The organism is Vibrio mimicus CAIM 602, assembly GCF_000338875.1.
Lineage (GTDB): Bacteria > Pseudomonadota > Gammaproteobacteria > Enterobacterales > Vibrionaceae > Vibrio > Vibrio mimicus.
Genome location: NZ_AOMO01000044.1, coordinates 130,720 through 144,816 on the forward strand (window position 1 = coordinate 130,720; position 14,097 = coordinate 144,816).

A 14,097-nucleotide genomic window follows, 5' to 3' on the forward strand; every position below is an offset into this window, starting at 1 on the left:
TATCCTATGTCCCAAATATTATTTCTTTTATGATTCATAGGCCGAAATGAATGACTAAAGCACTTCTCCTCGTTGATATCCAAAATGATTTTTCGCCCAGTGGCGCTTTACCCGTTCCTGAAGGGGATTTGATTGTACCGGTGGTGAATCAACTTATTCCCCTATTTGAGCATGTGATTGCGACAAAAGATTGGCATCCAGCCAAACACGCCAGTTTTGCATCTGTACAAGGGAAAACGCCGGGTGAGCTGATTGATCTCTGTGGTATTCCACAAGTGATGTGGCCTGATCACTGTGTGCAAAATACCCTTGGTGCAGAATTTATCGCAGGGTTGGATCTCAGCCGGATTACTCACATTGTGACTAAAGGGACACATCCCGATGTTGATAGTTACAGTGGTTTTTTTGACAACCAACGTTTTCATGCCACAGGCCTGGCTGAATATTTGAGCAGTCATGGCATTTCGGATCTTTACATCGTTGGATTGGCAACTGACTACTGTGTGAAATTCACCGCGTTAGATGCGTGCTCACTCTGTTTTAATACATGGGTCGTTCAGGATGCGTGCCGTGGAGTAGAACTTAACCCCGGTGACTGTGGTAGAGCATGGCAGGAGATGCAGGCAGCAGGTTGCCACTTGATCACTTCACAACAATTACTTAACCGTTAAATCGTGGAATATGGCTATCCATTTCTAGTCATTGATGAGTCTAGTCAGGGATAGCCAATAGCGAAAACTATTAAGTGCGTTCGGCGAGATATGCTTGGTAATCAGGGATCTCAATATTTACTTCTTGCTCCATGAGTGCGGAAGTAAACAAAAATTTGGCACTGGCACGGTTCGTTGCGACAGGAATATTCCACACGCTGGCGATACGTAGTAGGGCTTTCACATCAGGGTCATGCGGAACAGCATTCAGTGGATCCCAAAAGAAAATCAGTACATCAATTTTCCCTTCAGAAATTAACGCGCCAAGCTGTTGATCGCCTCCCATTGGGCCACTGATCATGCTTTTGATGGCAAGGCCAGTTTCTTTGCTCAGCATGTGGCCTGTTGTGCCCGTCGCATACAGAAAATGGCGCTGTAATTTTTCCTTGTTTTCCTGTACCCAACGCAGCAGTTCACCTTTGCAGTTATCGTGAGCCACAAGAGCAACGTGTTTATGCGCTGCCATGGTGCGGGTAGTTTTTTTCATTGGTATATTTCCTAATGTTTTTTGACTAGATGCTTGATAACCAAAAATCTGCGTTTATTCAACCGCTTTTACCTGAAATACAGGCCTGTATTCGGATGGAGATAACGAATCTGCAATGATCTTTTTCTCCAAGCGTTGTGGGGTCAATGCTTCAATCTTCGGTGCTTGTTGTTTGGCGTAAGGTTCATCGCGTAAAAATGCGGCTGCTTGGCGTACCGAAAGCCGCCCTTGTTCCACCATTTTATCGGTTGGGGCGAATTCAACGCGCCCGCGCAGTAATCCACGATAAACGCCATGACTCAAATAGGTCGCAATAAGGCCGATTTGTTCACTCTTGTTGAGTGTACGCAGTTCACTGATCGCCGCTTCAATCGCTACAGCGCTGCCGACCAGATAACGCACATTCGGTTGTTCCAACACTTGTTGAATCAGGTTGCGTTGTAATTCTTTATCGTTATCAGCCCACAAGGTTTGCGTTATGCGCACATCGCTTTCACGTATCGCATCATTCAGTCCTTGCAACACAGGTTGAGTGCCGCCGCTCGAGATGGGGCCGGGAAGTACCACAATATTCACTAAACCACTGCCTTTCGGGTGTTTTTGCGCTAAATATTCACCGGCGTAAAACCCCATCCAGTACCAATCTACCCCCACTTCGCCTTTTAAATGGCTCTGTTGTTTGTCATCCAATAGCAACTGATTGACGGTGGCAAACACCGGTACGGAGCGCGTGTATTTTGTTAAATCGTGTTGGTACAGCTCAGGTGCCACAGTACCAAGTAGGATCGCATCCGCTCCCCAGCGTACACACAGCGCAATCTGTTGCTGTTGTTTGGCATGGTTAGGGTAACCACCGGCTTCCATAACTCGTAAGTTGAGATTGAGCTTACGAGCTTCTTCCACCATGCCGTAATTTACCGACAGCCAGTAAGAATCTTTGAGATGAGGATAGAGAGCACAGACTTTTTCCGCCGCTACTGCGGGGTAAGCAGAGAGCAGTAAAAGTACAGAAATCAGAGAAAATGAGTACAAACGCAGATTTAGCATGAGGTTATTCGTTGGCGAACCAGAGTAAACACTGCACAATATAGCCCAATCCGTCACGCAGAAGAAGTCAACAAGAAGGTTTTCCCCATGCGTCTCGCTAAAGCCAGTATTGGTCGTAAGCTCTTATTCTCTTTCAGCGCGATGGCGTTGCTGGTGTTGCTCTCCGCTTTGATTGGTGTGTTAGGTTTCTCTTTCGTTGCAAAAACGGAACGTGATGTGGTGAATAATGCCATACCATCTATGATCGAAGCCCGGCAAGTTGCCGAGTTGAGCCATCAAATCATTGCCACTGTCCAGACACTCTCTAACGCAAAAAATGAACAAGAACATCAAACCGCAGGGCAGAAAGTTTTCTCGCAGCTAGAAACCTTGTTAACCCATATTCAGCAGCTTGGGGAAGATGCCTTTGATGGCGTATTGCTGGATAGGTTAGAGCAAGATGTACAGAACGTCATTGATACGCTCGCACAGCTAGGGCGTCGGGTGGAAGATCGTCTTTCATTAGAAAACCAGCTGAGTGCCATAGTGAAAGAGATGCGCAAACTGGCGCAAGAGCTTGAACAACTGACGCGCACTCAAGTGCTCAATACCAGCACGATCGCAGTGGCAAACGTCACCCATATTTATGATTTGCTGCAAAAACAGCAACAGGCACAGGTCTATCAAGCTTTAGATAATCTGGTTGAAGTGGATTTGGATCTGGCAGAGCGCTTACATGAACTGCATCTGCTGGCGTTTAAAGTGCTGAATGAGATTGAAGAGACACAAACGGTCACCGACCTAGAACGTATACTTGCCCTCAATACTGAATTTGTTGAAAACCTGAGCATTATGCAGCGCCGCGTGCAGGCGGTTGAAGACCCGACACGTTCCAAGCAGATGGTGAGTTTGCTGCGTGAGTTGGAAAAGCGTCGCGTGGTGTTTGATCTGCTTAAACAGCGTTACGACAATGAACAAGCTGCCCAACAATTACTGCAAGACAGTTTGACTCAATTTGCGAGCCTCAACAAAACCGTTAACCAGCTAGTCGATACCTCAAATCAGGTGACGACGGATGCAGTAGGAAAGCTTTCCGATACGCTTTACTACGCTCAGCTCATTCTTACCATACTCGGTTTGCTTGGTTTGGTGATTGTGGTGTGGATTGTGTGGAAAGTGGTGTATCGCTCGGTCATCCAACGGCTGGATAAACACACTACCGCGCTGCTTTCGGTGGCCAAAGGGCAACTTGAGGTGGAAGTTTTTACCCAAGGCAAAGATGAATTAGCGCAGATGGGGCAAGCGATTGCCCATGCGCGTGATACCGCCAAAGCACTTAAGGTGGTGGCAGAAAGTGAGGTGTTGGCGAAGCGCGAACTGCAACAACACAAAGAGCATTTGGAAGAGTTGGTGGAGCAGCGTACCCATCAATTGAGTGAAATGAACCATAAACTCAACCAAGAAGTGCTTAATCACGCCAAAGCTCGTTACCAAGCTGAACAGGCAAGCCGTGCTAAATCGGCGTTCTTGGCTACCATGAGCCATGAAATTCGTACTCCAATGAATGGGGTGTTGGGTACGGCGCGTCTGTTGCAGGAAACCTCTCTTACTTCAACCCAGCAACACTACGTGCAAGTGATTAACCGTAGTGGACGATCGCTGCTCGCGATCCTTAACGATGTGTTGGATTATTCCAAGATCGAAGCGGGGCATTTGGAAATTCATCAAGCCCATTTTGATTTGTACCGTTTAGTGCGTGAAACCCATGAGCTGATGCAAAGCCGTGCTTTGGAGAAAGGCATTACACTGTCTTACCAATTTGAAGATGATGTAACGCAATACTGGCAAGGCGATGAAATACGCATCGGACAAGTGCTGAATAATTTGGTCGGCAACGGGATCAAATTTACCGAACAAGGGCATGTGTGTATCCGAATTAGCCAAGATCCGGAAGGGCAAGGCATTCGCTTTGCGGTGGAAGATTCGGGAATTGGTATCGCGGAGCAAGATCAAGCATCACTGTTTGATGCCTTTACGCAAGCGGAAGCAGGGCGTCGCAAACAAGGGACCGGGCTAGGTTTAGCGATCAGCCGCAAGTTAGTGCAAGCGATGGGCGGAGAGTTACAGTTATCATCCCAATTAGGGCAAGGCAGTTGCTTTAGCTTCATATTGCCTTTACAACCAGGCCAACCCGTAGACACACCGGCCCGTACCTTGGATGAAGTACCAGTAGCGGATGTGTTGGTGGTGGAAGATAACGAAGTCAACTGTTTGGTGGCACAAGGTTTTTTAACCAGCTTAGGTCACCGTGTCACCATAGCGAAAAGCGTGCAGGAAGCGAAGCTGTGCTTCCAACAGCAACGCTTTGATATTGCATTACTTGATATTCATTTGCCGGATGGAAATGGGGTTGATTTGTTGCGCGACCTGCGGCAAATGGAAGACAGAGCGCACAACGCGGTGATCCCTTTTGTCGCGGTTTCTGCTCATGTGTTTAATGAGGACGTGGCGGGGTACTTAGCTGCCGGTTTTGATGGCTATCTGCCTAAACCTCTGGTCAAAGAACAATTAGCCTCCATGCTGCGTCAGCAGTTGGCGGGACATGTAACGTATGCTGTCAGCGATGGTGAAACAATGAAACCTCAATCAGAGACGCCTGCTTCCACAGTCACGGAACAAGCGGAGAAGGAAGCCGTTGCTGTGCTGGATATGAGCAAGTTTGAGCAGGATTTGCAGATCCTTGGGGTCGATAAAATGCGCGAAATTGTCGGCTATTTTGAACAAGGATGTGCAGAGTTCTTCGCTATTTGTGAAGAGCAGAAAGACAACGATGCAGTGATCAAAAGCCAAGCTCATAAATTGAAAGGCTCTGCAGGAGCATTGTGGTTAACGGCGTTATATCAGCTTTGTCAACGGATTGAGAAAGCCGCTTCCCCTGCTGAAGTTTATCTATCAACCCCATTAGTTCAAGCTGTTGAGCAAGCGAAACAAGCTTTGTATCAAGCACTGAGCTAATTTGAAAAATGGATAAAAAAAGACCTGCGACAAGCGCAGGTCAAATCCCTATGTGGAGCATTTGGGAGAGTATGATTACAAAGTTTTGGGGGATATTAGTGACGCTGAACCCTACTTCCCGCGTCACTAATTGGGTTAGGCGACCAGTTCTTCCTGTTGCGCCAAATTCAGTAGTCGGCACACGTTAATGTGACCAACACCTTCTACTGACTCAAGTTGAGTCACTAGGATGGATGAAATTTGCTTATCTTGTGCAGGTTTACGCAGCAAGTGAATCAGTTGAGTAGCAACATCACCTTGCTTGTCTAAATGCTGGAAATAAGTCGGTGTTACACCACGTAGAATGGAAAGCTTACGCAGTAGAGCAGGCTTATCAGAAACCGCCCAAATGGTGGCTTGGCTTTGGCAGCGTGACATCAACAGTGGCGTTTCGCCTTGCTCAGTCACAATCGCAACACCAAGATCTTTATTCACTTTTGATGCTGAAATCATTGAAGACAGAGCGAAGCTTTTGCCCGCATCGCTGCAAAGATGTTGTAGTGCATCCCAGCAATCTTGTGCGCAGTGAGTTTCATGCTCAACACCTTGTGCGATACGCACCATAGCTTGCACGGCTTCAACTGGGTAACGTCCCGCTGCTGACTCTGCTGAAAGCATGATCGCGTCAGTACCATCAATAACAGCGTTTGCCACGTCTAACACTTCTGCACGCGTTGGCAGTGGGTTTTCGATCATGGACTCCATCATTTGAGTGGCAGTGATCACTGGCTTACCTAAGTGCTTAGAACGAGCGATCAGCGCTTTTTGTACGCTTGGTAGGCGAGCATCACCAATTTCTACGCCTAAGTCACCACGAGCAACCATGATCACATCTGATGCGCGGATCACGCTGTCCATTGCCGCTTCATTGGCAACCACTTCAGCACGCTCAACTTTGGCAACAATGTGTGCATGACAACCCGCTTGTACGGCTAATTGACGTGCGTATTCAATGTCTTCTGCATTACGTGGGAAAGAAACGGCTAAGAAGTCTGCTTGCAGCTCAGCTGCAGTAATGATGTCGATTTTGTCTTTTTCAGTCAGTGCAGGCGCTGAAAGACCACCGCCCAGCAGGTTAATGCCTTTACGGTTTGAAAGTTTGCCGCTATTGAGTGCTACAGTGTGAGCGATGCGAGTTTGGGCATCTACCGCGGTCACTTCAAGTTGAATACGGCCATCATCAAGGAGCAGGATATTGCCCACTTTCAGATCATCAATCAGTTCTGGATAATCTAAACCCACGCGCTCTTGAGTACCTGCTTGACGATCTAAATTGCCATCAAGAATAAAGGTGTCGCCTGCGGCGAGTTGAATCGCGCCTTCTTCAAAGCAAGCGATACGAATTTTAGGACCTTGCAGGTCAACCAGTACGCCAACGCTCACATTCAGCTCTTGGGCGATTTCACGAACCATTTCGGCGCGAGCAATGTGTTCTTCAGCGCTGCCGTGAGAAAAGTTAAGGCGAACAACGTTCACGCCAGCTTGGATGAGTTGAGTAAGGGTTTCACGAGTTTGACTAGCAGGGCCTAAAGTGGCCACAATTTTGGTTTTACACATATTGCAATTCCTATAACGACGCTCAACAAGAAAATAAAAAAGGAGAAAGTAAGCAGGAGCTAGGCTCCTGCTTGGCGTAGATTAAGAGGCTTCTTGAGTTTTCAGAGGTTTGCCTTCAGCTTCGTCGATATCGACGACTTTCTTCGCATTCCACACTGTCAGTGCGAGCAGTACTGAAACCACACCCGCTGCCAGCCAGAAGTACTGAGCGTTACCGAAGTCGTAGTGTTTTACGCCTTCTACTTCAGTTACAGTGATCAGCGATGCAGAGATAAGTTCTTGAGCAGAAGCGGCGATGTAAGAACATAGACCGATCAGACCTTTAACTGCACCTACTGCGTTTTTCGGCATCAGGTCACAAGCGATCAGACCTGCTAGGAATACTACTAGACCACCGATTGAGAAGCCGATCATGCTCAGTGCGACAGCATCAACGATACGGTTATCTGGGCCGAAGAACATCAGACACATACCAGCGATGTTGGTCAATCCGTACAGCAGGTTAGGGATGTTACGGTTACCTTTGAACACTTTGTCAGACAAGATACCCGACAGAATCGCACCAGCCAGACCCGCAGTTGGGTACATAGACATCGCAAAACCAGCGTCAATCAGTGAGTAGCCTTTTTGTTCTTGCAGGAACAGAACTGCCCATGAAGACATCGCGTAGCGAGAGATGTACATCGCCGCACAAGCCAGAGCGATTAGCCATACAACTGGTTGCTTCAGGATGAACATTTGCGCACGACGAGTTTCTTTTGGGTCGTTCGATTTTTTGATTTCAGTACCTTCGTCAAACGCTGTGCCTGGATCTGGCATACCGTAAGTTTGTGGACGGTCTTTCAAAAGTTTAAACATGATGAGAGAAGCAACGATACCTGCGATACCTGCACCGATGAAACCTGCACGCCAGCCGAAGTAGCTCACCAAGGTTGCCGTTAGGATCCAAGTGATACCTTCACCGATGTTACGTGAGCCACCCCAGATTGAGTAACGGCTACCACGTTGCTTTGGAGAGAACCATTGGTAGATAGATACGCAAGATGGCGCAGAACCTACTGACTGGAACCAACCGTTCAAGCCCCATAGCAGAACGAAGAAGAAAGCGACGGTGTTCATCCCCATGAAAATAGAGGCGATACCCGACAGCAGCAGTGAGAACGACATAAAGCGGCCAATGTTGGCATAGTCAGACAGGAAGCCGTTCAGGAACTTACCAAATGCGTAAGTAAAGAAGAATGCCGAACCCATGATACCGAGTTCTTCGAGGGTTACGATACCCGCATCCAGCATCGGCTTTTTCACTACGCCGAGCGCCATACGTACCACGTAGAACATGGCGTAACCGAAAATCAGGCCAATAAAGACTTGCCACTGATAACTTTTGTAGCGTTTTAACATTTCCGCTTTTGAGCTGCTCATTAAAGGCAGATCTGGGCGGGTTTTAAAGAAATTAAGCATAACTGCTCTCCCTAGTTCACAAGATCAAACGGGCTGTTTGTCGTGAAGCATCATCAGGCAAAGCAAATTTGGGCTCAAAGTCGCTTTTTTGGGACAGAAATGACTCAACTACACGCTATGAACGTGTCAAAACTGGGAATTTTGACCTCAGTTGATAAGCAATTGCTGATAATATTAATGGCAAGAGAGGTCAGAGTTGACCCAAACACGCAGATGACTTTTTTTGAACAATTGATAGAGATTTGAGTGAACGCACAAAACCTAGGGATTTACCCAATGCAGCGACGGATTTTTGCTTTTATTTTACCCAGCCTCTTGCTGAGTTTTGGTGTGTTGCCGAGTGTGACTCAGGCCGCAGAAAGAGAGTTGGTGATCCTCACTACTTTTTCGCGTGAGCCTTTATTGCCTTTGGTTGAAGAGTTCAGCCGTCGCTACGAGGGCGTGGAAGTGCAAATTATTCACCGACGCGCTCAGTCCAGCGTTCAACTGCTGAATAAGAGTTACATCCAGAACATTGATCTGGTGCTTAGCTCATCGCCTTATCTTATGCAGCATTTGGCGCAAAGCGGAAAGCTCGTCACTTTACCGGAGCGAATGCAAACGCCAGATTGGTTGAAGCCTTATGCTTTGCCTAGCTCTGAACAAGTCGCCACGATTGGTTACTCCGGTGCGGGTTTGGTCTGGAACCAAGATTATCTGAAAACGCATCAGCTACCGCAGCCTAAAGAGTTTGTTGATTTAGCGAAGCCTATCTATTTTGGTCATGTCACCATGAGTACGCCTGCACGCTCTGGTACCACGCAAATGATGGTGGAGAGCATTCTGGGCAAATATGGCTGGCAAGAAGGGTGGGGCATTTTGCTGCGTGTGGGCGCAAATCTCGCGACTGCGTCGGCCAGAAGTTTCGGCGTTAGTGACTATATTGCCAACGGTCAGTTTGGTGTTGGCCCAACCATAGACAGCTATGCCTTGATTCTTGGCCGTAAACTCGACTACGTGCAGTTTGTGTACGATGAGAGTTTCACCTTAATGCCGACGTATGTGGCACAAGTCAGACAGAATCACAACGACGAATACGCGAAAGCGTTTATTGAGCTTTTGATGTCGACTTCGGTACAGACCAATATGGAGAGTAACGATTTCGCCAAGCACAGCACTCAAGATAAATCATTGTTTAATGAGCGTTTCACTCAATTATCTATGCACAAGATTATCCTCCGAGAAGAGTGCATCAATACCCTGTTTGATCTTTCTATCACCAAGCAATTGCCTCAATTAAAAGATACTTTGCTGGCGTTACTGGATGCTAAAGCACAGTTTGCTCGCCGTCCGTCTATCTTGGCGAAGATCGAGCAGATTGAAGTGTCGGTGTTTGCCATGCCGATATCCGAGGAAGAAGTGAACGCTTTAGCCGAGCAGTTATCTCCGGCAACAGAATCTGAAGAGAAGCAAGCTGAACAGAGCATGTTGCTGGCGGAAAAAGCGCATGAATGGAAAGTTCGTTTGGAGAAGCAGTTAGATCAGGCCAATCAGCAATTGAAAATCTTGTTGGCTGAGGAAGCGCAATGAGTTTTCGTACTCGACATACGATAGGCGCTCGGTTGCTGCTTGCCTTCGCCTTTAGCACCTCGCTACTGACGATTGTGAGTTTGGTCGCGTGGGGTACGTGGAGCCGATTGGATTACCAAGTTGAGGAATTGCTTAACCAGAGCGTACCGAAATACAACACCAGTTATGTCTTGGAAACGCGCAGCGCGGAGATTCGCCGCCGCATCCAATTGATTGTCAGCGCGACCAGTAAAGTGCTCCTTAATCAGCAACATCAACGCTTGCAAGATGATCTAACGGCGATCAATTCAGCCTTGTCGAGTTTGCAGCAAACCGAGGAGCAAGCCGCATTACAGCAAGGTTATGCTGAGTTGCAACAAATTACGCAGCGGATCAACGAACTGGTATCAGCTCGTATTGATGTGAATCGTCGCCTAGCTCTGTTTGCTGAACAGCTTGATTGGCTCCACCAAGATATTGGGATGGAGCTGTCACCTATGCGTCAAGAGCTGCAATGGCAACTTGAACGCGGCGGGGCGCCACAGCCACAAGCTCAGATCATGTTTCAAACCATCAACCTTATCCAAGCCATTTTGGATGGTGAGACACAAGCCTTCTTGTTTGTGAATGAACTGCTGACCGCGAGACATCTGACGCAAGTCGATAACGGCATGCGTGTATTGCAATATCGGCTTGATGAACTCACTCGACTCAGTCAGCCGCTTTTCTCTCAACCTTCTTCGATTGCTTATCAGCAACTCTTAGAAGAGTGGCGTGAAGTGTTGCAACTTGAAGGTGAGTTTCACCACAGCTTACGTGACATGGTAGAGCTCACTCAGCAACTACAAAGCATGAGTGAGCAGCTACAGACTCAGTTGGATCAACAACATAACGCAATTGCGGATCTGGTGGCGAATGCCGATGCTCTGTTTGTGCAAGTGAAGGGACAAACGGCTCAACTGGTGCAAGAAGGCAACCGAGTTCTGCTGGTTTGTTTCGGGCTTTCCATCGGATTAAGCCTGATGTTGATGTACTACTTTGTGCAACGACGCATTGTTGGACGTTTGAATCGCTTAAGTGAAAGCCTAGATGCCATTATTCATAATGATCTGTCTCACCCGATCACCGTCGATGGTAAAGATGAAATCGGCATATTGAGTGAACAACTGATCATGTATGGCAAAAAAGTGGAAGAGATGGAGCGCACCAACGCCTTAAGTCTGATCAACAACACTCAGGCAAGCTTGATCACTTGTGATTTACACGGACAAATTGAATCTGCCAACCCCAGCGCTATGGCGACTTTGCGGCTGGAGTCGATTGTTAAACCTCTCACTTTATGGAGCTGCTTCTCTGAGCGTGTGCAATCTAAGGTGAGCCACCTATTTGATGAGCAGGGGCAGTTAGTTCGCAAAGGGGCTGACAGTTTAACTTTGTCGCTTGGTAATCCGGAAAAGCCGTATTACTTACGTTTGTATCTACGTCGCTACAACCAAGGCCTGCATGACAAAATCATTGTGACGATCACCGACGTGACGGATCAAGAACACGCGAATCGACTTTTGGAACAACGAGTGAAAGAGAAAACCCAGTCGCTGCGTGAAAAAAACCGTGAGTTACAAGCTGAAGTGGAAGAGCGTCAACGCGCAGAAGCACACCTGAAAAAAACGCAAGGTGAGCTTATCCAAGCGGCGAAAATGGCAGTGGTCGGTCAGACGATGACGAGTTTGGCGCATGAACTCAATCAGCCGCTAAGCGCGATGTCGACTTATCTTTTCTCCGCAAAACTGGCACTTGAGCAAGCTCCGCAACCTCAACTTGCGCAGTCATTAGATCATATTGAAAGTCTCACCGAGCGAATGGGGAAAATCGTCAATAGCTTGCGCCACTTTGCCCGCAAAAACAGCAGTGATGAATCATTACAACCCATTCGCTTGAAGAACGTGGTGGAGCAGGCTTTGGTACTGGTGCAAGCCAAAGCCAAGCGACAACAGATCCGGCTCATCAATGAACTACCAGATGATTTGATGGTGATGGCTGATGCATTGAGCCTTGAGCAAGTGCTGATCAATTTGATTGTTAACGGCTGTGATGCTTCAACAACCAGCCCGCAACCTTGGGTAAAATTGATTGCGTTAGAAGCAAGCCAAGGGATACAGCGGATTGCGGTAGTCGATAGCGGTCAAGGCTTTGAACACGATGTTGTCGATAAATTATTTACCCCGTTCACGACCACCAAGGAAGTGGGGTTGGGGCTGGGATTGAGCATTTGCCAATCATTAGTTGAAAAAATGCAAGGCCGTATCGCACTGGCCTCCGATCTGGAAAAAGGTGCGATGGTGATTTTGGAGTTATTGCAAGATGAAAAGTACTGTACTGCTGATTGATGACGATCAGGACGTTTTGGATTCCTATCTACATTTGATGTCGATTGCGGGATTAGCAGCCAAAGCGGTGATCGATCCGACTCAAGCGATGAGCCAGATTCAGCCAGACTGGAATGGTGTTGTATTGCTGGATATGTATATGCCACAACTGCATGGTATGGAGCTACTCAAGCAGATCAAAGCCGTTGACGACAAAATCCCGGTGATTGTGATCACAGGCCATGGTGATATTCCTATGGCGGTGGAAGCCGTCAAAATGGGCGCGTGTGATTTCCTTGAAAAGCCGATCAATCCGCCTCAACTGCTGACGCTGATTAAGCAACACCTTGAATTGCGCCGTTCCTTCATTGAGCAAAAACTTTTACTGTCACGCTCAGTAAAACGTGAATTAGTAGGCAAATCTGCCCAAATGGAGCAAATTCGCTCCCATGTTGCACAATATGCACTGCTTAATCGCCATGTGGTGATTGTTGGGGAGTCGGGATGTGGTCGACATACCATCGCGTACCTTATCCATCAACTGACCATGAATAACGGTAATTTACCCTTGGTTGAGTTAGTGGCCTCGGCAAAAACAGAGTGGAGTACGGTTGAACCTAAGGTACAGGAAAGTGCAGGGGGAACCTTGCTGATTGACCATATTGAATTGCTGTCTGAAGAAGTACAGCGCAATCTGGTACAAAGCCTCCTTAACCAAGAGCGATTGAATCGCCCAAGAACTCGAGTGATTGCGGTGATTGACCAACAGCCGGAACAATTGATTGCACAAAATCAGTTGTTACCAGAGCTTTACTATCTACTGAATCAAGGGCAAATCGATGTGCCTTTGTTGCGTCAAAGACCGGATGATATCGCGGCGCTGTTTCACTATTTCCTAAAACAGAGTTGCTACAAGCTGGGCAAGCCTATGCCGAATGTAGAACCACATTACTTGGCTTTACTGCGTGCTCACCAATGGCCGGGCAATGTGCGCGAATTGCGTAACGTAGCTGAGCTCTATGCGATCGGGATTGTCAAACTGGCGGGCAAAGAACGTATCTACAATCAGGAAGAAATGTTGTCGCCACTGGATGAGTTGGTGGATGATTACGAAAAGCAAGTGATTGAGGATGCACTGTTTCTGTTCTCAGGCCGAGTGGCAGATGCAGCGAACTACCTGCAAGTGCCGCGTAAAAAACTCTACCTGAGAATGAAAAAACACGGCTTGGAAAAAGATACCTTTAAAGCGCGCGGTTAGCGGATCACCGAGAGTGTGAGTAAGCTTTGCGCGCTGTAATAGGTGAACATCACCACATGGCGAGAAAACTGCGATGAAGAACGGAATCGGTCAATGGCTAACACCAGATCCGACAAGATGAACATCGCAGCGCCCATCAGCGCAAGTCGGGATGCATGGCTGTTGTAGCCAAGCCAATATTCAGTTGCAGCGGAAGCCATCAAAACAATGACGGCGATATAACCTGCCACTGGCAATGCTATTCTGCCAAGGTTGGGCAGTAAGAGCAGAAAAGCAAGAATTCCCATCGCGGACCAGATGGCAGGTGGCCACCATGTGAAAGCCGTAATGGTGGTGCTAAAGCCTATGGTGTAGGCGATATGGGCCAATAAAAACACCAGCAAACCGGAAATAAATTTATCTTTGGGATGCATCAACAAAATGTCACCAAGTGCGGAAAGCAGCAGCCCTGCCACTATCCACCATGCAAACACCGGCATAGGATCCGTTGACGCAATAATCGTCAGCGCCATCAACAAAATCGGGGTGGGCTTAGAGAGATAAAATAGCCAGCGCGGACCGCGATCAATCGTGATTAATTGAACTACACAGAAAGCGACAATCAACAGCCACATAAAGGTTCCCGAAACA

General features: G+C 47.6%; 10 protein-coding genes. 5 read left to right on the plus strand and 5 right to left on the minus strand.

The window, feature by feature from the left end; genetic code table 11:
- Positions 1–50 precede the first annotated feature (50 nt).
- A complete protein-coding gene (pncA, locus tag D908_RS05770; RefSeq protein WP_005525747.1) occupies positions 51–671 on the plus strand; it encodes a bifunctional nicotinamidase/pyrazinamidase in 621 nt (206 codons plus the stop codon).
- A gap of 70 nt (positions 672–741) precedes the next feature.
- On the opposite strand, the gene D908_RS05765 is transcribed toward pncA, so the two are convergent.
- Positions 742–1,197: a methylglyoxal synthase gene (locus tag D908_RS05765; RefSeq protein ID WP_005525749.1), complete on the minus strand. Its 456-nt coding sequence runs from the start codon at positions 1,195–1,197 to the stop codon at positions 742–744.
- 54 nt (positions 1,198–1,251) lie between these two features.
- Positions 1,252–2,244, minus strand: coding sequence for a TMAO reductase system periplasmic protein TorT (torT, locus tag D908_RS05760; RefSeq protein ID WP_005525752.1), 993 nt, complete (start codon positions 2,242–2,244; stop codon positions 1,252–1,254).
- An 87-nt stretch (positions 2,245–2,331) separates the two neighbouring features.
- Between torT and torS the strand changes: the two genes are divergently transcribed.
- Positions 2,332–5,238: a TMAO reductase system sensor histidine kinase/response regulator TorS gene (torS, locus tag D908_RS05755; RefSeq protein WP_005525754.1), complete on the plus strand. Its 2,907-nt coding sequence runs from the start codon at positions 2,332–2,334 to the stop codon at positions 5,236–5,238.
- A gap of 135 nt (positions 5,239–5,373) precedes the next feature.
- Here torS and pyk read toward each other — a convergent pair whose 3' ends face one another.
- Together pyk and D908_RS05745 are read right to left on the minus strand one after the other, a co-directional pair.
- Positions 5,374–6,834 carry a pyruvate kinase gene (gene pyk, locus D908_RS05750; protein WP_005525757.1) on the minus strand — a complete coding sequence of 487 codons (1,461 nt, stop codon included), beginning with the start codon at positions 6,832–6,834 and terminating at the stop codon, positions 5,374–5,376.
- A gap of 81 nt (positions 6,835–6,915) precedes the next feature.
- Entirely contained in the window at positions 6,916–8,295 is a 1,380-nt protein-coding gene (locus D908_RS05745; protein ID WP_000931491.1) for an MFS transporter, read from the minus strand.
- A gap of 276 nt (positions 8,296–8,571) precedes the next feature.
- Between D908_RS05745 and D908_RS05735 the strand changes: the two genes are divergently transcribed.
- The 3 genes from D908_RS05735 to D908_RS05725 are packed head-to-tail and all read left to right on the plus strand — an operon-like array spanning position 8,572 to position 13,467.
- Positions 8,572–9,864 carry an ABC transporter substrate-binding protein gene (locus D908_RS05735; protein ID WP_005525763.1) on the plus strand — a complete coding sequence of 431 codons (1,293 nt, stop codon included), beginning with the start codon at positions 8,572–8,574 and terminating at the stop codon, positions 9,862–9,864.
- Positions 9,861–12,230, plus strand: a complete 2,370-nt coding sequence (locus D908_RS05730) for an ATP-binding protein (protein ID WP_000010068.1) — start codon at positions 9,861–9,863, stop codon at positions 12,228–12,230. Before D908_RS05735 ends, D908_RS05730 begins: the two co-directional genes overlap by 4 nt.
- Positions 12,205–13,467, plus strand: coding sequence for a sigma-54-dependent transcriptional regulator (locus D908_RS05725; protein WP_000843509.1), 1,263 nt, complete (start codon positions 12,205–12,207; stop codon positions 13,465–13,467). Before D908_RS05730 ends, D908_RS05725 begins: the two co-directional genes overlap by 26 nt.
- Here D908_RS05725 and D908_RS05720 read toward each other — a convergent pair.
- The gene (locus tag D908_RS05720; RefSeq protein ID WP_005525766.1) at positions 13,464–14,081 is read right to left on the minus strand and encodes a lysoplasmalogenase; all 618 of its coding nucleotides are present in this window, start codon (positions 14,079–14,081) and stop codon (positions 13,464–13,466) included. The genes D908_RS05725 and D908_RS05720 overlap by 4 nt on opposite strands.
- Positions 14,082–14,097 lie beyond the last annotated feature (16 nt).

Bases quoted from the DNA above. Each gene is read 5' to 3' on its own strand.
- D908_RS05765 (WP_005525749.1), bottom strand. From the start codon at position 1,197: ATGAAAAAAACTACCCGCACCATGGCAGCGCATAAACACGTTGCTCTT.
- pyk (WP_005525757.1), bottom strand. From the start codon at position 6,834: ATGTGTAAAACCAAAATTGTGGCCACTTTAGGCCCTGCTAGTCAAACT.
- D908_RS05725 (WP_000843509.1), top strand. From the start codon at position 12,205: ATGAAAAGTACTGTACTGCTGATTGATGACGATCAGGACGTTTTGGAT.
- D908_RS05745 (WP_000931491.1), bottom strand. From the start codon at position 8,295: ATGCTTAATTTCTTTAAAACCCGCCCAGATCTGCCTTTAATGAGCAGC.
- torT (WP_005525752.1), bottom strand. From the start codon at position 2,244: ATGCTAAATCTGCGTTTGTACTCATTTTCTCTGATTTCTGTACTTTTA.
- torS (WP_005525754.1), top strand. From the start codon at position 2,332: ATGCGTCTCGCTAAAGCCAGTATTGGTCGTAAGCTCTTATTCTCTTTC.
- D908_RS05730 (WP_000010068.1), top strand. From the start codon at position 9,861: ATGAGTTTTCGTACTCGACATACGATAGGCGCTCGGTTGCTGCTTGCC.
- D908_RS05720 (WP_005525766.1), bottom strand. From the start codon at position 14,081: ATGTGGCTGTTGATTGTCGCTTTCTGTGTAGTTCAATTAATCACGATT.
- D908_RS05735 (WP_005525763.1), top strand. From the start codon at position 8,572: ATGCAGCGACGGATTTTTGCTTTTATTTTACCCAGCCTCTTGCTGAGT.
- pncA (WP_005525747.1), top strand. From the start codon at position 51: ATGACTAAAGCACTTCTCCTCGTTGATATCCAAAATGATTTTTCGCCC.